The sequence below is a fragment of the Blastococcus sp. SYSU D01042 genome, assembly GCF_054050515.1.
This window is the reverse complement of record NZ_JBJGZM010000002.1, coordinates 233,492-256,796: the sequence shown is the minus strand read 5'-3', so window position 1 is coordinate 256,796 and position 23,305 is coordinate 233,492. Positions and strand designations below refer to the sequence as shown.

Genomic DNA, 23,305 nt, shown 5'->3' with positions numbered 1-23,305 from the left:
GGCCGAACGCGACGGCGTAGGTGCCGAGCTGGACGCCCCCCGACCGGACGTCCAGGCCCAGCGGCGCGAAGAGGTAGTGGCCGAGGAAGCCGCCGTCGTAGGCCGGCTCCCCCGCCCGCTCCCGCAGCGCCAGCTCGAGGTCGGTGAGCGGGCAGTCGGCGCCGGCGAGGTTCACCGCGAGGATCGCCAGCGCCACCGGGACGTGCAGCAGCACCAGCCGGGGCCACCGGAGCGCGAGGAGCGCGCCGGTGAGCATGAACAGGACGGCCAGCCCGTGGACGACGGCGACCGCGAGGGCGAGCAGCTGCACGTGGCCAGTCTGCTCGCCGGACGAGCGGCGGCACCAGGCCCGGCCGCGGCGCGCTAGGCCGGCCCGGCGGCGCGCAGCGTGTGCTCGAGCCGATCGAGGAGCTCGTCGACCTGGTCCTCGTCGTAGCCTCGGCCGCGGCCGAACCGCGGCTTGCGGAACACCACCGTGCGCACCTCGTCCGGTGTGACCTGCGGGGCCCGCCGCAGGGCGAGCGCCGTCAGGGCGTCGGCGGCCCGGGCCAGGAAGGCGTCGACCTCGGCCGGGTCGTAGCCGCGCTTGCCCAGCGGTGGCCGGCCGAGCTCGACCGCCCGCAGCTCGTCGGCGGTGAGCGCCGCGACCATCAGACGTCGGTGACGCGGACGCCGGCGTGCACCTTGTAGCGGCGGTTGACCGAGACCAGGTTGACCGTCAGCGCCTCCACCTGGCGGGCGTTGCGCAGCCGCCCGGCGTAGATCCCGCGCATGCCCGGCAGCCGGCCGGCCAGCGCCTGGACGGTGTCCATGGAGGCGCGGTCGTCGCCGACGACCATCACGTCGCCGTCGATGGTGGGCTTGGACAGGTCCTCGAGCAGCCGTGCGGAGAGGTGGTGGAAGGCGCCGACCACGTGCGAGTCCGGCAGCAGCGCGGCGGCCTGCTGGGTCACGCTGCCCTCCTCGACGTCGAGGACGTAGGCGCCGAGCTCGTCGAAGCCCATGGGGACGACGCAGTCGACGACGATCTTGCCGGCCAGCTGGGGAGCCACCTCGGCGACGGTGGCGGCGTGCCCGGCGAACGGGACGGCGATGATCACGAGATCGGCCGCGCCCGCGACGTCGGCGTTCGCGCCGCCCTGCACCGAGACCTCGCCGCCACCGGAGGCCGTGGCCGCGCGGGTGGCCACCTCGGCGGCGACCTCCGCGGCGCGCTCGGCGTCGCGCGAGCCCAGCAGGACGCGCTGCCCGGCGGCGGCCAGGCGCACGGCGAGCCCGCGGCCCTGCGGTCCGGTCCCCCCGAGGATCCCGACGACCAGTTCCTCCACCGCACGACCTTCGGTCACGTCAGCCCCTTCCGCGGCGCCGGACGGCCCGGCTCCTGGACCGATCATCCAGGGGCCGCACCGGCGACCGTCAGTCGCCCTCCCACTTCCGGTCCTCCTCCTCGATGCGCTCCTCGCGCTCGGCGACCGAGGCCAGCGCGTGCTCGGCCTCCTCCCGGGTCGCGTACGGGCCGAGCCGGTGCCGCTCGGCGCAACCGTCCCGGGTCTCGACGGCGTGGTGCTTCAGGCAGTAGAACCAGGGCCCCGCGGCCATGTGCGCCTCCCTCGTCAGGTGGTTGCCCACTCTTCCACCGCCGCCGGTCCGCTGCTCGTGCGAGATCGCCGGGTCACGGACGGTTCCGAACCGCCGGGTCGTCATGCATGCTGCTGCTGTGATCGGCCGGTTGCTCCGCGTTCCCGACGGCGGTCCCGACGGTCAGGACACCACCGGTGACGATCACGTGGCGGCCGTCTCCGTCGCCATCCTGCTCGTGATCGGCGCCCTGATGGGCTTGGCGAACCTGCTGGTGGGCGACGTGCTGCGCGACGGGGGCCCGCGCTGGGCCTACGGCGGCACCATGCTCGTGCTCCTGCTGCTGGGTGGCTACCTGGGCCTCCGGCGCCGCATCGGGCGCGGGCTCACCCTCGGCCTGGTCCTGACCGGTGACCTCACCTACCTCGTCGTCGTCCTGTGCATCCAGGACCCGCTGCGGTACGCCACGCCGCTGATGCTGCTGTTCCCCGCGCTGGCGGCGGCCTGGTTCCTGTCGCTGCGGCCGCTGATCGTGCACCTGGTCGTCACGGCCGCCGTCTGCCTGGCCGCGCTGTGGCCGAGCTACGACAGCACGGCCGGGCTGCTCGTCCAGGTGGGGGTGAGCGCCGGCATGCTCGACGCGGCCGCGGTGGGGGTGTTCGTGCTGCGCCGGCGGGTCCAGCGGCTGCTGGCCGCCACCGAGAGCCTCAGCCACCGGGACCCGCTGACCGGGCTGTTCAACCGCCGCTACCTCGTCGAGCAGGCACCCCGGCTCTGGCGTCAGGCCCGTCGCGACGGGACCCAGGTCAGCGCGCTGGTGCTCGACCTGGACCACTTCAAGCGGCTCAACGACGAGTTCGGGCACGCCGTCGGCGACGCCGTCCTCTGCGCCGTGGCCGACGCGCTGGCCGGGGCCGTGCGGCCGGTAGACGTGCTCGCCCGCACCGGCGGCGAGGAGCTGGTCGTGCTCGGCTCGGTGGAGGTCGTCGCGGAGGCGCGCCGCCTGGCCGAGCGGCTCCGTCTGGCGGTGGCCGGGTCGCGCAGCGACGGCGGGCACTCGGTGACGGCGTCGATCGGCCTGGCCGTCAGCCGCCCCGTCGACGGCGAGGACCCGGTGACGGCGCTCTGGCGGCTGGTCGACCGGGCCGACGCCGCGATGTACGTGGCCAAGCGCTCCGGCCGCGACCAGGTCGCGTTGGCCGACCTGCCGCGACCCCGGCCTCCCCGCGCCGACGTGACGCCGCCGCACCGCCTCTCCCCCGAGGCAGGCCACGCGGTCCTGCCTCGACCGGTGGGTTCGGCCGAAGTCTGAAACGCTTCGGGCATGTCGCTCCTCGCGCCGGGCCCGACGCGGACGGTGCCGCTGCCGCTGCGCGCGCAGGCCGACGTCCGCGACCGGTGGCTGAGCGAGCGACTGCTCGACCTGCTGCCCGTGCTCATGGACCGCACCGGCATCGACCTCTGGATCGTCGCCGGCCGCGAGGGCAACGAGGACCCGGTGCTGGCCACCCTGCTGCCCGCGACCTGGCTGTCCGCGCGCCGGCGCACCGTCCTGCTGCTGCACCGCAGCGACGACGGCGTCACCCCCGTCGCGGTGTCCCGCTACCCCGTCGGCCTGTTCCTCCCGGCCGGGACCGGTGACGACGATGGGGCGCCGGAGGACGAGTGGGCGGTCGTGCGGCGCTTCGTCGAGCAGGCCGACCCGGCGCGCATCGGCATCGACGTCTCCCCCGACTTCGCGCTCGCCGACGGGCTGTCGCACACCGAGCACGCGCAGCTGGTCGCGGCGCTGGGCCCCTGGGCCGACCGGCTCGTGCCGGCCGAGCAGCTGGCCGTCGGCTGGCTGGAGACCCGGCTCCCCGACGAGGTGGCCGCGCTGCACGGCCTGTACGCGCTGACCCGCGAGGTGGTGACCGAGGCGTTCGCGGCCGTGGTCCCGGGCCGCACCACCGCCCTCGACCTGGCCTGGGAGCTGCGGCAACGGATGCACGACCTGGGTGCCGAGCCCTGGTTCCAGCCCTCGGTCACCCTGCAGCGCGCCGGTGTGCCGCTGGCCGACCTCGGCGGGGCGCTGCTGCCGGCCGTCCGGTTCGACGCCGTGATCGAGCCGGGCGACCTCGTGCACTGCGACCTGGGGCTGAGCGGCCTGGGGCTGCGGACCGACGCCCAGCGCGCGGCCTACGTGCTGCGCCCCGGGGAGACTGCGGCACCCGCCGGGCTGCGGGAGCTGATGGCCGGGGGCAACCGGATGCAGGACCTCACCGTCGCCGAGCTGCGGCCCGGACGCACCGGCAACGAGGTCCTGGCGGCCGCTCGCGCGGCCGCCGCGGACGCGGGGATCGAGGCGGACCTCTACTCGCACCCGGTCGGTGTGCACGGGCACGGGGCCGGGCCGGCGATCGGCCGGTGGGACCGGCAGACGGGGGTCCCCGGCGAGGGCGACCACCCGGTGCGCGTCGACACGGCCTACGCCCTGGAGCTCGCGGTGCGGCGGCCGGTGCGCGAGTGGGGCGGGCAGTGCGTCCGCCTGGGTCTGGAGCAGGGCATCGTGCTGACCGCCGCCGGGGTGGAGTACCTCGACCGGCGCCAGACCGAGCTGGTCCTCGTCCCGGCCGGCTGAACCTCGGCCGGCCGGGCGGAGGACTACTTCTTCTTCTTGCGGGCGTCCGCCGTCTTCTTGGTGCTGGCCTTCTGGATCGCGTCGACGAGCTCCTTCTTCTTCATCGTCGACCGCCCGGAGATGTCCAGCCGCTTCGCGATCGCCTTGAGGTGCTCCTTGGTCGCGTTGGCGTCGACGCCACCCTTGGTCGTCCGGTTCGTGCCGCGACCACCCGCGGCCTGCGCGTCGGAGGGTCCCTTCTTCCCGCCCTCCTTGGCCTCCCAGTGGTCGCCGACCTTCTCGAACGAGTGCTTGACCGCAGCCCACGCGACCTGGTTGGCGCGGCGCTCGTCGCCGTACTCGCCGGCGGCGGAATCGTGCGCCTTGGCGAACGTGCGCTGGGCCTTCTTCGGCGAGCGCTGCAGCGTGCTGGGCAGCTCCGACTTCTTGGCGTCGCCCTTCTTGGTGGTCTTCGGCATGACCTCTCCTCTCGGGTCCTGGCAGGGCCCTACCCGGTGGGCGCCCCAAGATCACATCGCGAGGAAGGGGACGAGCGCCGCCACCAGCTCGTCGGGGGCCTCCTCGGCCACGTGGTGCCCGCTGTCGACCGGTCCTCCGCCGCGCAGGTCGTCGGTCCAGCCGGCCCAGATCGGGAGCGGGTCGCCGACCAGGTCCATCAGGTCGTCCCGGCTGGACCACAGCACCAGGGTCGGGCAGGAGACGCGGCGGCCGGCTGCGCGGTCGGCCTCGTCGGCGGCGCGGTCGACGCCCAGCCCGGCTCGGTAGTCCTCGAGCATGGCGCGCACCGTCGCCGGGTCGCGGATCGCGGCGAGGTGGTCGGCGTGGTTCTCCTCCCCCATCGCCTCGACCCGCCCGGGCGCCAACGAGCCGTACCAGGCCTCGGGGTCGGCGGAGATGGCGCGCTCGGGCTTGTCAGGCTGCGCGAAGAAGAACCAGTGCCACCAGGCGGCGGCGAAGTCGGCGCCGGCGCGCTCGAGGTGCTCGACGATCGGGATGCAGTCGACGACGGCGAGGTGGGTGACGGCGGCCGGGTGGTCCAGCGCCGTCCGCAGCGCGACGTAGCTGCCCCGGTCGTGCCCGACGACGGCGAACCGCTCGTGCCCGAGCGCACGCAGGAGCGCGACGACGTCGCCGGCCATCGCCCGCTTCGAGTACGGCGCGTGGTCCGGGGTGGTCGCGGGCTTGGACGAGCGGCCGTAGCCGCGCAGGTCGGGGCAGACGACGGTGTGCCCGGCCGCGACGAGCAGCGGAGCCACCCGGTGCCAGGTGGTGTGCGTGCGCGGGTGGCCGTGCAGCAGCACCACCGGGGGGCCGCTGCCGCCGGCCCGGAACCGCAGGACGACGCCGTCGCCGACGTCGACCTGCGATTCGGTGAAGCCGTCGAAGAAGGTCAGGGCAGGTCCGCGGTGTCCGACGACTGCCGGTGCCCGCCCTGCGCGTCGTCGGGGTCGGTGTTGACGGTCCGCTCCTCCGACTCGGCCAGGATGATCTCGGCGGCGACCTCCTCCATGCCGCTGCCGCGCAGCTCGGCCTCCTCGGGCAGCATCTCGGCCCGGCTGGCGACGTTGGCCTCGGTGACGTTGGCCAGCGCCTCGGGGCTGGGCTCCTTCTGCGTGGTCACCTCAGAACCGCTGCTGCTCGGTGCCGATGCCCAGCGCGCGGGCGACGTCCTGGACGTTCTCGAACTGCTGGCCCTCGGGGAGCCGGCGCAGGTCGGCGAGGACGCGGTCGGGCGGGGTGCCCTCCTGGGCCTTGGCGATGAGCTGGTCGCGGTCGGCCGGCCACACCTCCTTGCCCAGGGACTCGGCGAGCGCCGCGCGGCGCTCGATGTCGCCCTCGTCGGTGCCGGGCGAGGTGGCGGGCTGGTGCGGGTCGGTCACGGGATCTCCTCCTACGGGTGGGTGCGGGGTCACTGACCCGACGACGTGGAGTCGTCGGTGTAGCGCAGGACGGCGGCGACGGGGTGGTCGGGCAGCGCCGCCTGGGGGACGACGACGAGGCCGGCCGCGCCGGCCACGGCGGCGGCGACCAGGGCGGTGCCGGCCGGGACGACCTGCCCGTGGGTGCCGAGGGCGTCCATGTCCTGCTGCCCGGTGCCGAGCTCCAGGGGGCTGCTCCCCACGAGCAGCGTGGCGTCGGCGTCGAACGGCTCGGCCAGCAGCAGGGTCTCGACCTGCCCCTTGCGCAGCGCCTCGACGACCGCCGCCGTCCCGGTGACCGCGAGCCCGTGCGCGCCGGCGGCCTGCACCTGCTCGACCGCCTGGGCGATCTCCCGGGCCTCGTGCTCGGCGACCAGCTCCGCCGCCCGGCGGGTCACCGGCTCCCGGTCCGCGCCGGCGGCGCGTCCGCCCTCGTCGGTGGAGACGACCAGGTCGGCCCAGGCCGGCGCGGCCTTGTCGGAGAGGAGCTGCCGCGCGCGGACGTCACCGGCGACGAGGACGAAGCGGGCCCGCAGCCCGCCGACGAGGTCGCCGACCTCGTCGGCCACCCGGCCCATGTTCTCCTCCCACTGGTTCTCCGCGGTGTGCATGTAGGTGTTGTGCGCCCAGCCGCCGACCTTGACCTTGCGCATGTGGAAGCTGTCGCCTTCCACCTGCTCCTCGTGCTCGTCGCCCGACAGGCCGACGGCGACGATGTCGGCACCGACGCGGTCGGCGAGCACGACGACGTGCGGGACGCGCGCGGCCAGCTGGCGCAGCACCGGCAGGACGTCGGGCTGCGGGGTCCACGAGGCCAGGGCCTGACCCGGGGCATCGGCGAGGATCTCGTCGAGGACGACCGAACCGTCGGACGCCACGACCAGGGCGCGGCCGCGCAGCGTCCCCGCCTGGCCGCCGTCGTTGCCCTCGAGCAACCGGCCGCGCACGGCGTCGACGACCGCCTCGGGGGCGCCCTGCCCGGTCAGCTGCTCGGCGATGCCCCGGACGCGGAGCTCGAGCTCCGCGTCGGCGTTCTCGGTGGTGTGCGTGACGTCCGCGCAGACCGTGGCGTACGGGCCGGGGGTGGCGAAGACCGGCGCCAGGAAGGACACGTCCATGTCGGGGGGACAACTCCTCGGTGGTTCTTCGTGCTTCGGGGGACGTCCCGGCCTCTGCTCGACCGCGACGTCGTCGTGGTCGCCGCCTACCCACGACCCGCTGCCTCACACCCGGTGTCGGATCGAGGAGGCGGGGGTAGGCGGTCGGCATGACCGAGCACGACGAGTTGCCGATTCCCGACTACGACCAGCTACAGGTGGGAGCGCTCACCTCGCGCATCCGCAGCCTGGACGCGACGGGGCTGCAGACGCTGCTCGAGTACGAGCGGGGTCATGCGAACCGGATCCAGGTGGTGCAGATGATGAACCACCGCCTGAGCTCGCTGAAGGACGGCGCCCAGCCGTCCGGCGGCGACCCGGCCGCGGCCGCCGCCGACGACCCGGTGCACGCCGCCGGCGGGTCGAAGGTCTCCGAGCAGACCAGCGGCCCGCCGGTCAACCCGCCGTCGCAGGGCGACCCGACCAACCCGGCGCAGCCCCGCTGACAGCACGAAATCTGCGCACTCGGGGTCCTCGGCGTGCTGGATGCCCCGGGTGCGCAGATCTCGTGGAGGGACCGCGGGTCGCGGTTCAGCCCAGGGAGTCGGCCAGTCCCATGACCGCCGGCGTGACCACCACGAGCAGCAGGGCCGGCAGCAGGCAGAGCATCAGCGGGAAGGTCACCTTGACCGGCACCTTCATCGCCTCCTCCTTGGCGCGCTGCCGCCGCTTCACGCGCATCTCGTCGGCCTGCACCCGCAGGACGTCGGTGATGCCGATGCCGTACGAGTCCGCCTGGTTGATCGCGCTGACGAACCGCCGCAGCTCGGGCACCTCGGTGCGCCGGAGCAGGGCGTCGTAGGCCTCGCGCCGGGGGCGGCCGACCGCGACGTCCTGCATCGTGCGGCTCAGCTCTTGGGCGAGGGGGCCGCGCCCGCTGGCGACGGTCCGGGCCATGGCGGCCTCGAAGCCGAGCCCGGCGGACACCGCCACGGTCATCTGGTCCAGGGTGTCGGGCAGCTCGTGGGCGATCGCCTTCTGGCGCTCCTGCCCGCGGCCCCACACGACCGCCTCCGGCAGGTGGTAGGCGCCGGCGACCACGGCGGGGACGGCGATCCAGGCGAGCAGCCCGCCCCCCGAGGCGAGCACCGCGAGGCCGACGAGCGCCGCGACCGCCGCCAGGACGAGCTTGGCCCAGAGCACCCGGGTGAGGGTCAGCGCCTGTCCACCGCCGGCCAGGTCCACCAGCCGGCGCATCCGGCGCGCGGACGTGTCCGGCGTCAGGACGCGGAGCAGCGAGGAGAAGCCGGTGCCACGCGACTCCAGCGAGCCGGCTTCGGGCGTCGTCGCGTGCAGGCCGCGGGTCAGGTTGCGCCGGGCGATGGAGACCACCCGGCCCGACCCGAGCACGAGGCCCTGGGTCAGGTAGGCCAGCGGCAGCACGACGGCGGCGACCGCGAGGAGCAGCGTGATCGGCATCAGAACCTCACCTTGACCAGCGCGCGGAGCCAGACCGCCCCGACGACCATGAGCGTGGCGGCGATCCCGACGACCACGAGGCCGCCGGTCGAGGCGAACAGGGTCGCCAGGTAGTCCGGCGCCACCATCGCCAGGACGAGGGTGACCCCCACCGGCATCACCAGGAGGACGGTGCCGGAGACCCGGCCCTCGGCCGAGAGCGCGACCGCCTCGCGGCGCAGCTCGGCACGGTCGCGGATGGTGTCGGCCACCCGGTCCAGCACCTCGGCCAGGTTGCCGCCCACCTCGCGGTGGATGCCGATGGCCTGCACCACCCAGGCGAAGTCCTCGCTGCCGACACGCTCGGCGACCTCGGCCAGCGCGTCGTTGACGTCGCGGCCGACCCGGGTCTCGTTGACCACGCGGGCGAACTCGTCGGAGGTGGGCGACTGGGTGTCACGGGACACGGCGTCGATGGCCCGGAGGATGCTGTGCCCGGCCCGGAGGCTGCCGCTCAGCAGCTGCAGCGAGTCGTCGAGCTGCGCGGCGAACGCCGCAGCCCGGCGACGCCGCCGGATCCCGACGAACAGGTAGGCGCCGGCCGGGGCGGCCAGCACGAGGAGGAACGCGCCCAGAGCACCGCCGAGCAGCAGACCGAACGCACCCGCTCCCGCCGCCGCACCGGCCGTGACCAGCAGGAACTCGGCCGGCCGCATCGTGATGCCGGCCTTCTCCAGCTCCGCCTCGAGGCGCTCCCGGCGCTTCTCCCTGGCGAGCACCCGGTCCACGAACGCGGTCGTGGACTCGGCCGCACCGGCGAGCCGGGAGGGCGCCTGCTGCGCGGTGGGGTCCAGCCGGGTCAGGGGGACCCGGGTACGTGCGGGCACGACGAACGCGGCGACCAGGGCGGCCACGGCGGCGAGGCACAGGACGGCGCCGAGCCACGCCGGCGCGCTCATCGCGCGGCCTTCCGCGGACCGGTGCGCTCGGGAGCCGCGCCGAACACGCGCGGGGACACCGTGATGCCCAGCTCGGCGAACCGGTCGGCGAACCGCGGGCGCACCCCGGTGGGCACCGCCTTGCCGAGGAACCGGCCGTTGAGGTCGGTGCCGGCGGAGTAGTCGAAGAGGTAGGCGTCCTGCAGCGTGAGGACGTCGCCCTCGATGCCCTGGACCTCGGTCACGTGCGTGATGCGGCGGGTGCCGTCGCGCAGCCGGCTGATCTGCACGACGACGTCGACCGCGGAGGCGACCTGCTCGCGGACCGCGCGCAGCGGAAGGTCCATGCCCGCCATGAGCACCAGGGTCTCCAGCCGCGCCAGCGCGTCGCGCGGGGAGTTGGCGTGCACGGTGGACAGCGAGCCCTCGTGGCCGGTGTTCATCGCCTGGAGCATGTCGAGGCTCTCGCCGCCGCGGACCTCGCCGACCACGATGCGGTCGGGCCGCATGCGCAGGGAGTTCCGGACGAGGTCGCGGATGCTGATCTCGCCCTTGCCCTCGATGTTGGCCGGCCGCGACTCCAGGCGCACCAGGTGCTCCTGCTGCAGCTGCAGCTCGACGGCGTCCTCGATGGTGACGATGCGCTCGCCCTCCGGGATGAAGGAGGACAGCACGTTGAGCAGCGTCGTCTTCCCGGTCCCCGTACCGCCGGACACGATGATGTTCAGCCGCGCCTCGACGCAGGCCTGCAGCAGCTCGGCCATCTCCGTGGACAGGGTGCCGAAGCCGATCAGGTCGCTGACCTGCAGCGGCTTGCGGCTGAACTTCCGGATGGTCAGCGACGAGCCGCCGAAGGCCAGCGGCGGGATGACCGCGTTGACCCGGGAGCCGTCGGGCAGGCGGGCGTCCACCAGCGGTGAGGACTCGTCGATGCGCCGCCCGACGCGGGACACGATGCGCTCGATGACCCGGCGCAGGTGGGCCTCCGACGCGAAGGCCGTCGACGTCCGGGTGAGCCGGCCGTTGCGCTCGACGTAGATGGCGTCCGCGCCGTTCACCATGATCTCGGAGACGCCCGGGTCGTCGATGTAGGGCTGCAGCGGGCCGTGCCCGAGGACCTCGTCGGTGATCTCGGACATGAGCCGCCGGCGGTCCTCACCGGACAGCGCGTTGGTCTGGTCGTTGGCGATGACGCGCTGCAGCTCGGTGCGCACCAGCGCGTGCAGCTGCTCCTCGGGCAGGTCCGGGTCGTTGAGCTTGCTGCCCAGCCGCTCGAACAGCGCCTGGCCGGCGCGCTCCTTGAGCCGCGTCAGCCCGCCGCCGGGGACCTCCGCGTGCACCTCGGCCACCGGGGTGCCGGACGCGCCGTCCTCCTCCCCCGTGACGGCCGCGACCCGCGTGGCCAGCGATCCGCTGTCCTCGGTCACCCGCGGGGCCGGCAGCGGCGTGCGGGCCGGGTCGGACCCGAAGACCTCCTCGCCCCGCGCCGTCGCCAGGCGTGCGCTGAGGCTCATCGCCCGACGCTCCGCAGCCGGTCGAGCAGGCCGGCGCCGCGGGCCTCGTCCTGCTCGGGCAGCAGCCGGGCGAGCAGGCTCTGCAGGCCCTTGCCGACGGCGTCCCGGGCACCGCTCTCCAGCAGCGGCACGCCGGTGTTGGTCGACAGCGGGACGGCCTTGCTGCGCGGCAGCACGACGTCCAGCGGCGCGCCGATCGTGGTCGCGACGTCGGCCAGGGAGAGCGCCCCGGCCGTGTCGGCCATGTTCAGGACGAGGTGACGGCCGGCCGGCACGAGGCCGAGCTCGGTCAGGACGTCGAGCTCCTTGCGCATGCCGCGCACGCCGGGGACGTCCATGCTGCTGACCAGCACCAGGTCGGTGGCCCGCTCCAGCGCCACCAGCGTGTGGTCGGACAGGCCGGGCGCGGTGTCGATGACGACGTAGCGGAACTCCCGGCTCAGGGTGTCGATCAGCCGACCGACCTGCTCGGCGGTGACCGAGTCACCGGCGGCCGGCGAGTCGCTGCCGGCCACCACGTGCAGACCGCTGGGGTGGCGGGACAGGAACGTCTTGAGCAGCAGCGGGTCGCTGCTGGCCGCGCCGTGCACCGTGTCGGGCAGCGTGTACTCCGGCACGAGCGCCAACCCGCTGGCCACGTCGCCGAACTGCATGTCCAGGTCGACGACGACCGTCGAGCCCAGCCCGCTCTGCGCCAGGCCGACGGCCAGGTTGGTCGACACGGTCGTCTTGCCCACGCCACCCTTCGGCGACGCGACGACGACCACCCGGCGCTCGGGGCGGGCCGGCGCCGTCGCCGTCCGCATGTCACGGCGGGCACGGGCCAGCTGACCGGCGCGCTGCAGGACGGCGGTGATCTCCTCCGGGCCGGCAGCGGCGTCCAGGACGTCACGGACACCGGCCCGCATGGCCGCCATCCAGGTCTCGGGCTCCGCGTCCTCGACGACCAGCACGATGCTGGTCGCCTCGGAGACGTCCACCCGGCCGGCCAGCTCGAACGCCTTGTCCATCGGGACGCGGGTGCCGAGGACGACGGCCGCCGGCGGGACCTGCACCTCGAGCCGGGCGACCAGACCGCCGGCCTCGTCGAGGGCGTCGACGCCGAGCTCGACGACGTCGCCGTCGTGCCGGGCGGTGATCCGCCGGGCGAGGTCCGCGCCGACGCCGATCATCAGGACGGTGCTCACTGGTCTGCTCCCATGGAGACGGTGGTGGTGGTGTCGCCCTCGGCGGCGCCGGAGCGCTCCTCGAGGGACAGGTAGACAGAGGTCGCGGACGAGCCGAGGACGAAGACCTCCGCGTCCGCCGGCTGCATGGCGAGGGTGATCAGGTAGGACGCGGTCGGGTCGCCGACGTTCTCGGGCGCGGCCACGCGGGTGACCAGGACGCCGTGGAAGACGCGGAAGACGCTGTAGGCGTCGACCCCGGCTCCGGCCGCTTCCTGGCTGGTGAGCTGGACCCCGACCTTGTCGCCCGGTCGGACGGCACCGGCCACGGCGCGCTGCCCGTCGAGCGTCACGCTCACCTCGACCATGCCCTCGGGGGCCGCCACGGTGCCGGGGTCGGCCACCCGGGAGGCGTCGGTGAAGCGCGCCGTGCGCAGCTGCTCGCCCGGCAGGAGGACGGTCGCCGAGACCCGCTCGCCGAGGGTGGCGAGGTCGGTGACCGCGTCGTCGGAGACCAGCCGGCTGGGGACCTCGACCGTGGAGGTGCTGAGGCCGGAAGCCGGCGTGCCGGCGGGGACCTCGGCGTCCACGACCAGGACGGAGACGAGGTCCTCGTCGGCGCGGGCGCGAGCGTCGGCGCCGTTGGCGTAGCTGATGAGCACGAACGCACCCGTGAGGGCGAGGAGCACGGCCGCGGTGGCGGCCAGGAGTCGGCGTGGCATCGCTGGTCCCTACTGGTGGTCGAGGAAGACGGCACGGGCACCCAGGTCGGGAGCCGTGGTGGTGGGCGGCGTGGTGTCGTCGGTCTGGTGGCCGGCGTAGACGAAGTAGCCCTCGAGCGCGGGCCCGGAGGCGACGTACCTGGTGACGCGGAAGGCGGCGTAGCCGTGGACGCGGAAACTCGCGCCGGCCGTGCCCGCGCCGGTCACCGAGTCCCAGACGGGGAGGACGATGGTGCCGCCGACGAGCGAGGAGAGCCGCGCGGCGTCGCAGCCGGAGCCGAGCGCCGCGAAGCTCTTGGTCGAGGCGGTGACCGACTGCTTCCACTCCGAGGTGGTGCGGCACTCGCCGGTGGTCGGGGTGGTGAGGGCGGTGCCGTTCGGCACGGTGCCGGAGGGGCCGGGGCAGTTGCCCGGGCCGAAGGAGGTCTCGAGCGGGATCGTCGCCGTCGCGTGGGTGCCCGGTGACCCCTTGTCGCTGCCGTAGGCGTTCCCGCCCGGGGTGATGGCGGACTTGTAGACGCACCAGCTGATGCCGACCGGGGCATCGGCCCGTCCCCGGCTGGCCGGGGCCCACCGGGCGTAGGACTGGACGGAGAGCTCGCCCTTGCCCTGCCCGAGCGCGCCGGCGAAGAAGTGGTTCACGACCCAGGGCTTCTTCTGCGTGACGCTGACCTCGCGGCCGTTGACCGCCACCCAGCCTTCGCCGGGACCCAGGTCGGTGAGCTTGGCCGCGCGGTTGTTGGCCCAGAAGGCGTCCTCGGCGGTGCTCTTGATGTCACCGCAGTTGTTCGCGGCGCAGTCCATGGCGACGGCGAGGACGGCGGCATCCGCGCCGTTCTCGACCTGCTGGCGGGCCGACCAGACGCCGGCGACGTCGATGGCGATGGCGGCCAGGCCGAAGAGGATCGGCATGAGGAGGGCGAGCATCACGGCGATCGCGCCGCGTTCCTCGTGCAGCCGCCGGAGCGGGTGCACCGGTCGCGGGCGACGGCCGGTCAGCCGCCGCACCGGAACACCGCCTTGCTGGTGATGGGGAAGGCGATGCCGCCGGCGAAGCTGCCGACCGGCTGGAACTGGTGGGTGATGGTGACGGTGACGTCGGTGTCAGGGCTCTTGCCGCTGCACGTGGCGGGCGAGATGGACACCTGCCCGGCGCTGAGCGGGACGTCCGAGGTGGACGCGGCGAAGACGGCCGCGCCCTGGGCGGCGCTGGTGCTGTTCTCGAGGGCCATCGTGCGCGCGGCCTCGCGCGCCGCGGCCGACAGGGTGGCCTGCACCTGGAAGGCGCGGCTGACCGAGATGAGGCTGAAGAGGAAGAGCAGCAGGAGCGGGACGACGAGCGCGAACTCGACGGCCACCGCCCCGCGCTCGCCGAGCAGGCGACCTGCGGGACCTCTGCGGAGCCGGGCGTTCATCGGTGTCCTCCCTTCTCGAGCTGCTGGTGGCTGGGCGGGCAGGCGGTGTGGTCCCGTGCGGGACCGCACCGCCTCCCCCGGCCCGTCGTGGTGCTGGACGGGCGTCAGGAGGTCTTGGGAGCCGTCCCGTTGACGTTGATGTTGTTGAACAGGCCGTCGAGCTTGCCCTTGAAGATCGTCACGGCGGCGACGACGGCGGCGGCGATCAGGCCGACGAGCAGCGCGTACTCGACGGCGCTGGCGCCCTTCTCCTCGCGCTTGACGCGGTCGCTGAGGTCCAGGGCCAGCAGCTGCAGAGCGATGAACGGGTTGATCACGGTGATCTCCTGAGAGGTCCGCCGTCGACTTGTCGGGCCGTGGTGACCGGGGTCGCGGCTCCATCAAGATCGGGGACCGCTCACCGGGGCAACAGGGGCTGGCCGGGTGCCGTCACCCCTCGGGGGGACCTCCGTCCGAGGGGATGCGGAGGTTTCAGAACCGCGCAGGCACTCGACCCGGTGACCCTCCGTCGCCCGAACCGATGACGCTGCGTGATGACGCAGCGGAGCCGTCCCGCTACAGGGCCGCCCAGTCCCCCGCCAGGAGGACGGTCGCCAGCGCACCCGCCAGCAGCGCCGGGCCGAAGGGCAGCTCCGTGTCCCGGCCGGCCCGCCGGGCGGTCAGCAGCACCAGCGCGAGGACCGCCTGGACGACGAAGCCGAGGAAGAAGCCGAGCAGCACGGCGTCCCAGGAGAACCACCCGAGGACCAGGCCCAGCAGGGCCGCGAGCTTCACGTCGCCCATGCCCAGCCCGGTCGGCGCCAGCAGCGCCATGCCCAGCAGGACGAGGAAGGCGACCGCCCCGGCGAGCAGCGCGCGCCCGAGGTCGGGCCAGGCGTCGTGCAGGCCGGCCGCGAGCGCCAGCAGGCCGACCATGACGACCGTGCCCGGCAGCAGCACCCGGTTGGGCAGCAGCTGCCGGCGCAGGTCGATCACCGCCAGCAGGAGCGCCACCGCCGCGAACCACACCCACGCGGGCAGCTCCGCCGACCAGCCGAAGCGCAGCCCGACGAGGGCGAGGACCGCGGCGGTGACGAGCTCGAGCACCGGCGGCCGCGCCGCCCGGGGGCCCGGCCCGAGGACGTCGCCGAGACCGGCTCCTCGCGCCCACGGGTACCGCGCCGCGGACCGGTCCACGACCGTGCCGACCCCGATGCCGAACAGGCCCAGGACGACGGCGGGCAGCACGGACACGGCGGCCACCCTGGCACAGCGACCGCCCCCCGTCGGGGAGGGCGCGGGCTGCCGGAGTGGTCAGCCGGTGGTGGGGGCGCTGCCGTCCGCCGTCGACCGGACGACCAGTTCGCCCACCTCCAGCCGGCCGACGCGGAGATCGCGGATGTCCGCGCGCCCGAGGGTGAGGCGACCGACGGCCAGCGCGCCGACCGCCAGCGCCCCGATCGCGAGCGCGCCGACCGCGAGTGCCCCGACCGCCATGGCGCCGGCCGACGCGGCTCCGGCCGCGAGGCCCTGGACGGCCACCGTCCTGATCTCGACGGGCCGCGTCACGACGACGGGCCGGTCCTTCCGGCTGGGTGCGCGGGTGTGGTGCGGCATGGGGATCTCCCCTCCGTGCGGACTGCCAGCCACCTCAGGATCGCGTCGGTGCAGAGCGGGCGGAAGTGCCGCGGGCGTGCTGAGGTCGGCGCAGGCCCGCGGCCACAAGGGCGCGCTCCACCTTCGCCCCCTGACGACCGGCCACGAGATCTGCACACTCGGGGCCATCGAGCAGCTGAAGGCCCCGAGTGTGCAGATCTCGCGGAGGGACGACGGACGAGTCGGCCTGTACGCCGGGTTCTGTCCACGGGTGCCTCACGGCCTCCCGATGGGCGGTCATCCATCTAGGCCTGCCGTTGCCGGCAGGCTCGAGCGGTCTACCCGCAGGCTCGGGCGGGCCGCCCTCGAACGCCTGCGCAGGACGGCTGCCCGGTTTCCCGGGCCGCCGTCCCTTCTTGACCTTGCTCCGGGTGGGGTTTACCGAGCCGCACCGGTCACCCGGTGCGCGGTGGTCTCTTACACCGCCGTTTCACCCTTACCAGCGGCGAGCCGCTGGCGGTCTGTTCTCTGTGGCACTGTCCCGCGGGTCGCCCCGGGTCGCTGTTAACGACCACCCTGCCCTGTGGAGCCCGGACGTTCCTCGGCGACGGGGTCTCCCCCGCCGACGCGACCGCCCGGCCGACTCGTCCGTCGTGCGGCCAGTCTAGGGGGCGGCCGCTCAGCCCCAGAAGAGGCGGAACCCGACGCGGCGCCCGCCGTCCTCGCGCAACGTCGACATGTCGACGACCTGGCGCGCCTGCTCCTCCACCGGCTCGCTGGAGAGGATCTCCAGGTAGCGCCGGTGCTCGACCAGCGAGGCGACGGCGAGCTCGACGGTGTCGCTGACGTCGACCTCGTGCGGCGGGTCGGTCATCTCCCCCACCGCGATGTACTGGACGCCGCTCCACCGCTCCTCGGCGAGGTCCGGGAAGATCCACTCGTTGCCCGCGTCGGCGACGGCGTCGACCACCGACTGGCCGAGCGCCCGGTGGTCGGCCGAGTTCACGTACGCCGGCGAGACACCGGGCGGGGTCCACGTCGCGCCGAAGTACCCGGTGACGACGAGCTCCGGCCGGTGCCGACGGATCGCCGCCGCGAGGTCGCGCCGCAGCTCCGGCCCGGCCACGAGCGTCCCGTCCCGGTGGTCGAGGAACTCCACCTCGCTGACGCCGACGACCGCCGCCGAGCGCCGCTCCTCCTCCTCCCGGAGCGGCCCCGCCTCGGCGGGGGGCACGCCCTCCATCCCGGCCTCGCCCCGGGTGGCCAGCAGGTAGTGCACCTCCTTGCCGGCCGCCGTCCAGACCGCGACGGCTGCGGCCAGGCCGTACTCGATGTCGTCGGGATGGGCGGCCACGACGAGGGCGCGCTGCCAGTCGTCGGGCATGGGTGCAGGAGGCATGCGGCGAGTCTCGCGCCGCGCGCCCGCCGTGACGAGGCCTGCGCGCGTCGACCGACACCTCGCGCGGCGGCACCGGAGCGCCCCCGTAGGTTCTCCGCCGTGTCCGCTACCGACCTGGTCATCGCCGCGGCGGTGGCGTTCCTGGCCGGCGGGGTGAACTCCATCGCGGGCGGTGGCTCGCTCATCCTCTTCCCCACCCTGGTGGCCCTCGGCCTGGGCACGGTCGAGGCGAACGTGACCAACTCCGTCGCCCAGTGGCCGGGCTACCTGGGCGGGGTGGCCGGCTTCCGCGCCGAGTACGCCGGCCAGCGCCGGCGCCTGCTGCGGCTGGGCGCGGTGGCCGTCCTCGGCGGCACCGCGGGCTGCGTCCTGCTGCTCACCACGCCGTCGGAGGCCTTCGACGTCGTGGTTCCCGTGCTCGTGCTCCTGGCCAGCTCGCTGCTGGCCGTGCAGCCGCTGGTCACCCGGCGGCTGCGGCGCACGCAGGCCGACGGCGGGGCCACCCGCGATCCGGCCTGGCTCTACGTCGCCCTGTTCCTGGCGACGGCGTACGGCGGCTACTTCGGCGGCGCGCTGGGCGTGATCCTCGTCGGGGTGCTGGGCCTGGCGCTGCAGCGGCTCCCGCTGGCCAACGCGCTCAAGTCGGCGCTGTCCGCGGTGACCGCCACCGTCACCGTCGTCGTCTTCGGGATCTTCGGCGAGGTGCACTGGGTCGTCGTGGCCGTCGCGGCACCTGCGAGCCTGCTGGGCGGCTTCCTCGGCGCGAGGATCGCGACCCGCATCCCGGCCACGGCGCTCCGGGCGCTGATCGTCACCTTCGGGGTCGCCGTCTCGATCTACCTCTTCCTCCGGGTCTGACCTGCGCGGACGCCCCCACCCCCGAGGGGTGAGCCGGGGCGCCCGGCGTTCACCTCGCGGCGCGGTCGGTCGATGGATGCGGCATGGCCGGTCGTGCGGGTTCCCCGCTGCTGCCCGGAGCGCCCCGGTGGCTGCTCGGGCTGGTGGCGCTCGCCGCCGCGCTCTCGGGGATCCCGACGGCGGTGCGCATCCTCGGGCCGGAGGGCGGACCGGGCGTCGACCTGTTCGTCGACCTGGGCCTGTTCGGCCTCCTCCACGTCCTGCTGCTCGGGCTGCTCGTCTGGCGGGCCCGCACCGTGGCCAGCGAGCGCGCGGTGTGGAGCCGCCTCGCCGTCGGCGCCGCGGTCTTCGTCGGCTGCATCGTCGCCGCGGTCCTGCTGCACCTGGTCGCGGCCACCCGCCCCCTGGCCGCGGTCCCGCTGGCCTGGAGCCCCGCGGCGGCCTTCCCCTTCATCTACGGCGCGCTGGTGCGCTGGAACCGGCACAGCACGAGCGTCGCCGACCCGAACGACGCGCTGAACGGCGCCTCCGCCGTCCTCGCGGTGGTGGCGGTCCTCAACCTGGTCCTCGTGCCTGACGGCGGCGGGTTCGGCGGGCTGACCGCGTGGCAGCTGCAGGCGGTCTTCGCCCAGCTCGCCGTGGCCTTCGTCCTCCTGGGAACGGCCCTGACCCTGCCGTCCCTCGGGGGGCTGGGCCGCGACCCCCGCACCTGGCTCGTCGTCGGCTCCCAGGTGCTCTGGGTGCTCGCCGCGGTCATGGTCCTCGCCGGCGGCGACACCGCCGCGTGGCTGCCCGGCGTGCACCCGCTCGTGGTGCTCTGCCTCGCCGCGGCCGCCGTGCTGCGGTCCCGCCGGTCGGCGCCGCAGCCGGCCGACCCCACCGCGGCGATCATCGGCGCCTTCGTCGTCATCATCGCCTCGACCGCGGTGCTCGTCGTCGGCGCGCTCACCGGGGGCACCGCCGTCGCCGTGTGGTGCGCCGCGGTCGCGACGGCGGGCGCCGGCCTGCGGATGGCGTTCAACGTCGGCGAGCTGGCCCAGCTCGCCGTCACCCGGCGGGAGGCGCTCACCGACGAGCTCACCGGCCTGGCCAACCGGCGGGCGGTCCTCCGGCGCATCTCCGAGCTGTCCGCGGAGGGCACGCCCGTCGCCCTCGCCCTGCTCGACGTGGACAAGTTCAAGGAGGTCAACGACGCCCTCGGGCACGCGACCGGCGACGAGCTCCTGCGGCTGGTCGCCCGCCGCCTGGAGCCGTCGCTGCGCTCGGGAGACCTGCTCGGCCGGCTGGGTGGCGACGAGTTCGCCGTCGTCGCCGTGCTGGACCAGGACGCGCCGGTCGAGCAGGCCGGACTGGTCCTCGGTGAGCGGCTGCACGCCCGGCTCGAGGAGCCCTTCCCCGTCGGCGGCATGTTCGTGCACTGCTCGGCGAGCATCGGCGTCACCACGAGCAGCTCCGCCGTCGACCGGCCGGCCCAGCTGCTGCGCCGCGCCGACGTGGCCATGTACGACGCCAAGCGGGCCGGCCGCGGCGTCACCCTCTACGACCCCGCCCAGCACGCCGACAGCAGCGGGCACCTGGCGCTGGTCGAGCAGCTGCGGACGGCGCTCACCGCCGACGAGCTCGTGCTGCACCACCAGCCGCAGCTCGACGTCGCCGACGGCCGCGTCGCCGGGGTGGAGTGCCTGGTGCGGTGGGCGCACCCCGAGCGCGGGCTGCTCGGTCCCGCGGACTTCCTGCCGCTGGCCGAGGTGCACGGTCTGATGGGGCCGCTCACCGAGCAGGTGCTGCGCGCGGCGGTGGCCCAGGCCGCCGACTGGCGCGGTCGCGGGCTGCAGCTGCACGTCTCGGTCAACCTCTCCGCCAGCAACCTGCTCGACACCGGGTTGCCCGCCCGGGTGGGGGCGCTGCTGGAGCAGCACGCGGTCCCGGCGTCCTCGGTCGTGCTCGAGGTGACCGAGAGCGTCCTGCTCACCGACCCCGACCGGAGCCTCGCCGTGCTGGCCGACCTCGCCGCGCTCGGCGTGACGGTGAGCCTGGACGACTACGGCACCGGCTACTCGTCGCTGGCCCACCTGCGGGACCTGCCGGTCGGCGAGCTGAAGCTGGACCGCTCGTTTACCGCCGACCTGCTCACCGACCGCCGCACCGACGCGATCGTCGCGAGCACGATCGACCTGTCCCACCGGCTGGGCCTGCGGGTCGTCGCCGAAGGCGTCGAGGACGAGCCCACCCTGGCCCGCCTGCGCGCGCTGGGCTGCGACACCAGCCAGGGCTGGCTGCACTCCCCCGCGCTGCCGGCGCCGGTGCTGGAGCGCTGGATGCTGGACCGCGAGTTCTCCGCCGTCGTCGGGACCGACGCCTAGCGCAGGTGCGCGGTGTCGTTCACCAGCCGCACCGAGGTGCGGCCGTCGGTGGACCACGCGACCGTGCACAGCGACGCGGCCTGCAGGTACACCCGGTGGACGACGTCGTCGCCGGCACCCAGGCCCGCCGCCAGCATCAGCTTGATCGGCGTCACGTGGCTGACCACGAGCACCGACTGCCCGGCGCACCGGTCCAGGATCCGCCGCCGCGCGCGGGCCACCCGCGTGCTGACGTCGGCGATCGACTCCCCGCCGGGCGCGGGGACCGCGAGATCGGACATGAACCGGCGGACGGCCAGGGGGTGCTGAGCCAGCGCCTCGGCCATGGTCAGCCCCTCGAGGTCGCCGAAGTCGAGCTCGATCAGGTCCTCGTCCAGCTCGACCGGCAGGCCCAGCACCCCCGCGACGATCTCGGCGGTCTCGCGGGTGCGGCGCAGCGGCGAGGCCAGCACGACCTCGATGCCCAGGTCGGCGACGCGGTGCGCCGCTGCCTCGGCCTCGGCGCGGCCGGTCCGGGACAGCGGGAGGTCGTTGCGGCCGCTGTAACGACGCTCCGGCGTGTGCTCGGTCTGCCCGTGCCGCAGCAGGTGGGTCACCGTGGTGACGACCTGCCGGGGCTCCTCCGGCTGGACGTCGGTCTCGGTGACCGAGGGCTCGGCAGCGATGTCCCGGTGCACCGGCTTGCCGTCCATCGCGCTGTTGGCCAGCGCGTCGGCCGCGCCGTTCTGCGCCCGGGGCACCCAGGTGTAGCGGACGCTGCCCAGCCGGCCGGCGATGTCGCGGGCCTGCAGCGCGAGCTGCCGCATGTCCGGGTGCTTGATCTGCCAGCGGCCCGACATCTGCTCGACGACGAGCTTGGAGTCCATGCGCACCTCGACGTCGGCCGAGGCGTCCAGGTCCAGGGCCGCCTGCAGACCCGCCACCAGACCGCCGTACTCGGCGACGTTGTTGGTGGCCCGCCCGACCGACGCGGCCCGCTCGGCGAGCACCGCGCCGGTGTCGGCGTCGCGCACCAGGGCGCCGTAGCCGGCCGGCCCGGGGTTGCCGCGCGAACCTCCGTCGGCCTCGACGATGAAGCGGGTCACAGCCCCGACTCGGCGGTGCGCACCAGGATCCGGCCGCAGTTCTCGCACCGCACCACCTCGTGCGGGTCGGCGTTGCGGACGGCGGCCAGCTCGTTGCCGTAGAGCTCCAGCCGGCAGCCCTGGCACTGGCGCGCCCGCAGCATCGCCGCACCCGTGGTGCCGGTCTGGGTGCGGATGCGGTCGTACAGCGACAGCAACGGCGCGGAGATGCCGCCGGCGACCGCGGCGCGGGCGGCCTCGTGCTGCGTCGTGCCGTCGGCGATGTCGGCCAGCGCGTCGTCGCGCAGCTGCTCGGCCCGTTCCCGCGCCTCCCGGGCCTCGGCCTGCCCCTGCTGGGCCGCGGCGAGCGCGGACTCGGCGGTCTCCAGCCGTTCCATGAGCTCGAGCTGCTGGTCCTCGAGGTCTGCCTGGCGCCGCCCCAGCGACTCCAGCTCGTGCTGGAGGTTGGTCATCTCCTTGGGCGTCGCGCTGCCGGAGTCCAGGCGCTCCTGGTCGCGGCGCGCCCGCTGGCGCACCGTGTCCACGTCGGACTCCAGGCGGCGGACCTCGCGGGTCAGGTCGCGCACCTCGGTCTCGGCGCGGACGACGTCCGCGGACAGGGTGCGCTCGGACTCCTCCGCGGCCTCCACCGCCGCGACCTCCGGCAGCGTCCGCCTGCGGTGTGCCAGCTGGGTCAGCGCGACGTCCTCGGCCGCGAGCTCCAGCAGCTTCTGCTGCTCGAAGTGGTCCACCTTCACGAGGAGGAACCTACCGAGAGACGCCACGGGTCGGTGCGCCGCTCCGAGACGGCGACCTCCACCGCCCCGCCCAGGTCGCCGCGCAGCGCTTCGGCGGCCACCGGCAACCACGGCCACTCGGTGGCGAAGTGCGCGACGTCGCACAGCGCGGGGCCGTCCACCTCGAGCGCGTCGGAGGCCGGGTGGTGCTTGAGGTCGCTGGTGAGCAGCACGTCGGCGCCCGCCGCTGCCGCCGCGGGCAGCAGCGACCCGCCGCTCCCACCGCAGACCGCGACCCGCCGCACCTCCCGGTCGAGGTCCCCGGCCACGCGCACCCCGCCGGCGGTACCGGGGAGCACCTGGGCGGCGGAGGTCGCGAACTCGCGCAGGGTCACGGTCCCGGGGAGCTCCCCGATGCGGCCGAGACCGGCGCCGGGCACGCCCGCCGCGGGCTCCAGCGGCACCGCGCCGGTGAGGCCGAGGACATCGGCCAGTGCGGCGTTGACGCCGGTCCCCGGCGCGCGGTCGGCGTTGGTGTGCGCCACGAACAGCGCCGCGCCGGCGCGCACGAGCCGGTGGACCAGCCGGCCCTTCGGGTCGTCGGCGGGCACCCCGTGCACCGGGGTGAGGAACAGCGGGTGGTGGGTGACCAGCAGGTCGGCGCCGGTCGCCACCACCTCGTCGACGACGGCCGCGGTCGGGTCGACGGCGAACAGCACGCGGCGCACCGGCTCGGACCGGTCGCCGCAGACCAGCCCGACGGCGTCCCAGGGCTCGGCGAGGGCCGGGTCGTAGCGCGCCTCGAGCGCCGCGACCACCCGGCCGAGGTCCACGTCCACGCCGGGGACCGTACGCGAGGGGTCCGCCCGCCCGCGGTCGCCG

General features: G+C 74.8%; 27 protein-coding genes, 1 other RNA gene and 1 pseudogene. 5 read left to right on the top strand and 24 right to left on the bottom strand.

The features are described 5' to 3' along the window. Position 1: 1 nt before the first annotated feature. From ACI79H_RS05475 to ACI79H_RS05460, 4 genes and pseudogenes are all read right to left on the bottom strand, one after another. Positions 2 to 310 (bottom strand): annotated as a pseudogene (locus ACI79H_RS05475) (DUF2784 domain-containing protein); the annotation flags it as partial. A gap of 53 nt (positions 311 to 363) precedes the next feature. Beyond that, positions 364 to 651 carry a DivIVA domain-containing protein gene (locus tag ACI79H_RS05470; RefSeq protein WP_456553361.1) on the bottom strand — a complete coding sequence of 96 codons (288 nt, stop codon included), beginning with the start codon at positions 649 to 651 and terminating at the stop codon, positions 364 to 366. Next, on the bottom strand, positions 651 to 1,346 hold the full coding sequence (gene npdG / locus ACI79H_RS05465) for an NADPH-dependent F420 reductase (RefSeq protein WP_456553360.1): 696 nt from the start codon (positions 1,344 to 1,346) through the stop codon (positions 651 to 653). Before npdG ends, ACI79H_RS05470 begins: the two co-directional genes overlap by 1 nt. A 70-nt stretch (positions 1,347 to 1,416) precedes the next feature. Beyond that, positions 1,417 to 1,704, bottom strand: coding sequence for a hypothetical protein (locus ACI79H_RS05460; RefSeq protein WP_456553359.1), 288 nt, complete (start codon positions 1,702 to 1,704; stop codon positions 1,417 to 1,419). A gap of 82 nt (positions 1,705 to 1,786) precedes the next feature. On the opposite strand from ACI79H_RS05460, the gene ACI79H_RS05455 reads away from it, so the two are divergent. Together ACI79H_RS05455 and ACI79H_RS05450 are read left to right on the top strand one after the other, a co-directional pair. After that, entirely contained in the window at positions 1,787 to 2,890 is a 1,104-nt protein-coding gene (locus ACI79H_RS05455; protein WP_456553358.1) for a diguanylate cyclase, read from the top strand. 12 nt (positions 2,891 to 2,902) lie between these two features. Then, positions 2,903 to 4,198 (top strand): M24 family metallopeptidase, encoded by a 1,296-nt coding sequence (locus tag ACI79H_RS05450; RefSeq protein ID WP_456553357.1) that lies wholly within the window; start codon positions 2,903 to 2,905, stop codon positions 4,196 to 4,198. Between the two features lie 23 nt (positions 4,199 to 4,221). Here the strand turns inward: ACI79H_RS05450 and ACI79H_RS05445 are convergent, their stop codons facing one another. The 5 genes from ACI79H_RS05445 to ACI79H_RS05425 form a co-directional block, all read right to left on the bottom strand. After that, positions 4,222 to 4,656: a ChaB family protein gene (locus ACI79H_RS05445; RefSeq protein ID WP_456553356.1), complete on the bottom strand. Its 435-nt coding sequence runs from the start codon at positions 4,654 to 4,656 to the stop codon at positions 4,222 to 4,224. 51 nt (positions 4,657 to 4,707) lie between these two features. Next, positions 4,708 to 5,502: an alpha/beta fold hydrolase gene (locus ACI79H_RS05440; RefSeq protein WP_456553355.1), complete on the bottom strand. Its 795-nt coding sequence runs from the start codon at positions 5,500 to 5,502 to the stop codon at positions 4,708 to 4,710. An 86-nt stretch (positions 5,503 to 5,588) separates the two neighbouring features. Continuing rightward, entirely contained in the window at positions 5,589 to 5,819 is a 231-nt protein-coding gene (locus tag ACI79H_RS05435) for a hypothetical protein (RefSeq protein WP_456553354.1), read from the bottom strand. Position 5,820: 1 nt separating this feature from the next. Then, a complete protein-coding gene (locus ACI79H_RS05430) occupies positions 5,821 to 6,078 on the bottom strand; it encodes a DUF2795 domain-containing protein (protein WP_456553353.1) in 258 nt (85 codons plus the stop codon). A 29-nt stretch (positions 6,079 to 6,107) separates the two neighbouring features. Then, on the bottom strand, positions 6,108 to 7,235 hold the full coding sequence (locus tag ACI79H_RS05425; RefSeq protein ID WP_456553352.1) for a baeRF2 domain-containing protein: 1,128 nt from the start codon (positions 7,233 to 7,235) through the stop codon (positions 6,108 to 6,110). A 149-nt stretch (positions 7,236 to 7,384) separates the two neighbouring features. Between ACI79H_RS05425 and ACI79H_RS05420 the strand changes: the two genes are divergently transcribed. Then, entirely contained in the window at positions 7,385 to 7,720 is a 336-nt protein-coding gene (locus tag ACI79H_RS05420; protein ID WP_456553351.1) for a hypothetical protein, read from the top strand. An 85-nt stretch (positions 7,721 to 7,805) separates the two neighbouring features. Here the strand turns inward: ACI79H_RS05420 and ACI79H_RS05415 are convergent, their stop codons facing one another. The 12 genes from ACI79H_RS05415 to ACI79H_RS05360 all read right to left on the bottom strand — a co-directional run bounded on the left by ACI79H_RS05415 (position 7,806) and on the right by ACI79H_RS05360 (position 17,401). After that, a complete protein-coding gene (locus ACI79H_RS05415) occupies positions 7,806 to 8,693 on the bottom strand; it encodes a type II secretion system F family protein (protein ID WP_456553350.1) in 888 nt (295 codons plus the stop codon). Beyond that, a complete protein-coding gene (locus ACI79H_RS05410) occupies positions 8,693 to 9,631 on the bottom strand; it encodes a type II secretion system F family protein (protein ID WP_456553349.1) in 939 nt (312 codons plus the stop codon). Before ACI79H_RS05410 ends, ACI79H_RS05415 begins: the two co-directional genes overlap by 1 nt. After that, positions 9,628 to 11,124, bottom strand: coding sequence for a CpaF family protein (locus ACI79H_RS05405; protein WP_456553348.1), 1,497 nt, complete (start codon positions 11,122 to 11,124; stop codon positions 9,628 to 9,630). Before ACI79H_RS05405 ends, ACI79H_RS05410 begins: the two co-directional genes overlap by 4 nt. Continuing rightward, the gene (locus ACI79H_RS05400; protein ID WP_456553347.1) at positions 11,121 to 12,311 is read right to left on the bottom strand and encodes an AAA family ATPase; all 1,191 of its coding nucleotides are present in this window, start codon (positions 12,309 to 12,311) and stop codon (positions 11,121 to 11,123) included. Before ACI79H_RS05400 ends, ACI79H_RS05405 begins: the two co-directional genes overlap by 4 nt. Further along, the gene (gene cpaB / locus ACI79H_RS05395) at positions 12,308 to 13,012 is read right to left on the bottom strand and encodes a Flp pilus assembly protein CpaB (RefSeq protein WP_456553346.1); all 705 of its coding nucleotides are present in this window, start codon (positions 13,010 to 13,012) and stop codon (positions 12,308 to 12,310) included. Before cpaB ends, ACI79H_RS05400 begins: the two co-directional genes overlap by 4 nt. 9 nt (positions 13,013 to 13,021) lie before the next feature. Beyond that, positions 13,022 to 14,020 (bottom strand): TadE/TadG family type IV pilus assembly protein, encoded by a 999-nt coding sequence (locus ACI79H_RS05390; protein WP_456553345.1) that lies wholly within the window; start codon positions 14,018 to 14,020, stop codon positions 13,022 to 13,024. Further along, positions 14,008 to 14,427, bottom strand: coding sequence for a TadE/TadG family type IV pilus assembly protein (locus ACI79H_RS05385; RefSeq protein WP_456553344.1), 420 nt, complete (start codon positions 14,425 to 14,427; stop codon positions 14,008 to 14,010). The genes ACI79H_RS05390 and ACI79H_RS05385 overlap by 13 nt, the downstream gene beginning before the upstream one ends. Before the next feature lie 104 nt (positions 14,428 to 14,531). After that, entirely contained in the window at positions 14,532 to 14,744 is a 213-nt protein-coding gene (locus tag ACI79H_RS05380; RefSeq protein ID WP_456553343.1) for a Flp family type IVb pilin, read from the bottom strand. A gap of 238 nt (positions 14,745 to 14,982) precedes the next feature. Beyond that, complete coding sequence (locus ACI79H_RS05375; protein ID WP_456553342.1) at positions 14,983 to 15,660, bottom strand: prepilin peptidase; 678 nt, start codon at positions 15,658 to 15,660, stop codon at positions 14,983 to 14,985. Between the two features lie 60 nt (positions 15,661 to 15,720). Beyond that, complete coding sequence (locus ACI79H_RS05370) at positions 15,721 to 16,023, bottom strand: hypothetical protein (protein ID WP_456553341.1); 303 nt, start codon at positions 16,021 to 16,023, stop codon at positions 15,721 to 15,723. Positions 16,024 to 16,236: 213 nt separating this feature from the next. Then, an RNA gene (gene rnpB / locus ACI79H_RS05365) (RNase P RNA component class A) lies at positions 16,237 to 16,649 on the bottom strand. A gap of 32 nt (positions 16,650 to 16,681) precedes the next feature. Next, entirely contained in the window at positions 16,682 to 17,401 is a 720-nt protein-coding gene (locus ACI79H_RS05360) for a PIG-L deacetylase family protein (protein WP_456553340.1), read from the bottom strand. A 99-nt stretch (positions 17,402 to 17,500) separates the two neighbouring features. On the opposite strand from ACI79H_RS05360, the gene ACI79H_RS05355 reads away from it, so the two are divergent. Next, positions 17,501 to 18,259: a sulfite exporter TauE/SafE family protein gene (locus ACI79H_RS05355; RefSeq protein WP_456553339.1), complete on the top strand. Its 759-nt coding sequence runs from the start codon at positions 17,501 to 17,503 to the stop codon at positions 18,257 to 18,259. 83 nt (positions 18,260 to 18,342) lie between these two features. After that, positions 18,343 to 20,622, top strand: coding sequence for a putative bifunctional diguanylate cyclase/phosphodiesterase (locus tag ACI79H_RS05350; protein ID WP_456553338.1), 2,280 nt, complete (start codon positions 18,343 to 18,345; stop codon positions 20,620 to 20,622). On the opposite strand, the gene ACI79H_RS05345 is transcribed toward ACI79H_RS05350, so the two are convergent. The 3 genes from ACI79H_RS05345 to ACI79H_RS05335 are packed head-to-tail and all read right to left on the bottom strand — an operon-like array spanning position 20,619 to position 23,262. Then, on the bottom strand, positions 20,619 to 21,707 hold the full coding sequence (locus ACI79H_RS05345; RefSeq protein ID WP_456553337.1) for a bifunctional RNase H/acid phosphatase: 1,089 nt from the start codon (positions 21,705 to 21,707) through the stop codon (positions 20,619 to 20,621). The genes ACI79H_RS05350 and ACI79H_RS05345 overlap by 4 nt on opposite strands. Next, positions 21,704 to 22,444 (bottom strand): zinc ribbon domain-containing protein, encoded by a 741-nt coding sequence (locus tag ACI79H_RS05340; protein ID WP_456553336.1) that lies wholly within the window; start codon positions 22,442 to 22,444, stop codon positions 21,704 to 21,706. The genes ACI79H_RS05345 and ACI79H_RS05340 overlap by 4 nt, the downstream gene beginning before the upstream one ends. Beyond that, positions 22,441 to 23,262, bottom strand: coding sequence for a Nif3-like dinuclear metal center hexameric protein (locus tag ACI79H_RS05335; protein ID WP_456553335.1), 822 nt, complete (start codon positions 23,260 to 23,262; stop codon positions 22,441 to 22,443). Before ACI79H_RS05335 ends, ACI79H_RS05340 begins: the two co-directional genes overlap by 4 nt. Between the last annotated feature and the right edge of the window lie 43 nt (positions 23,263 to 23,305).

Coding starts and splice junctions, on each gene's coding strand:
- ACI79H_RS05410 (WP_456553349.1), bottom strand. CDS start 9,631: ATGAGCGCGCCGGCGTGGCTCGGCGCCGTCCTGTGCCTCGCCGCCGTG.
- ACI79H_RS05425 (WP_456553352.1), bottom strand. CDS start 7,235: ATGGACGTGTCCTTCCTGGCGCCGGTCTTCGCCACCCCCGGCCCGTAC.
- ACI79H_RS05415 (WP_456553350.1), bottom strand. CDS start 8,693: ATGCCGATCACGCTGCTCCTCGCGGTCGCCGCCGTCGTGCTGCCGCTG.
- ACI79H_RS05445 (WP_456553356.1), bottom strand. CDS start 4,656: ATGCCGAAGACCACCAAGAAGGGCGACGCCAAGAAGTCGGAGCTGCCC.
- ACI79H_RS05350 (WP_456553338.1), top strand. CDS start 18,343: ATGGCCGGTCGTGCGGGTTCCCCGCTGCTGCCCGGAGCGCCCCGGTGG.
- ACI79H_RS05360 (WP_456553340.1), bottom strand. CDS start 17,401: ATGCCTCCTGCACCCATGCCCGACGACTGGCAGCGCGCCCTCGTCGTG.
- ACI79H_RS05460 (WP_456553359.1), bottom strand. CDS start 1,704: ATGACGACCCGGCGGTTCGGAACCGTCCGTGACCCGGCGATCTCGCAC.
- cpaB (WP_456553346.1), bottom strand. CDS start 13,012: ATGCCACGCCGACTCCTGGCCGCCACCGCGGCCGTGCTCCTCGCCCTC.
- ACI79H_RS05450 (WP_456553357.1), top strand. CDS start 2,903: ATGTCGCTCCTCGCGCCGGGCCCGACGCGGACGGTGCCGCTGCCGCTG.
- ACI79H_RS05470 (WP_456553361.1), bottom strand. CDS start 651: ATGGTCGCGGCGCTCACCGCCGACGAGCTGCGGGCGGTCGAGCTCGGC.
- ACI79H_RS05385 (WP_456553344.1), bottom strand. CDS start 14,427: ATGAACGCCCGGCTCCGCAGAGGTCCCGCAGGTCGCCTGCTCGGCGAG.
- ACI79H_RS05370 (WP_456553341.1), bottom strand. CDS start 16,023: ATGCCGCACCACACCCGCGCACCCAGCCGGAAGGACCGGCCCGTCGTC.
- ACI79H_RS05420 (WP_456553351.1), top strand. CDS start 7,385: ATGACCGAGCACGACGAGTTGCCGATTCCCGACTACGACCAGCTACAG.
- ACI79H_RS05405 (WP_456553348.1), bottom strand. CDS start 11,124: ATGAGCCTCAGCGCACGCCTGGCGACGGCGCGGGGCGAGGAGGTCTTC.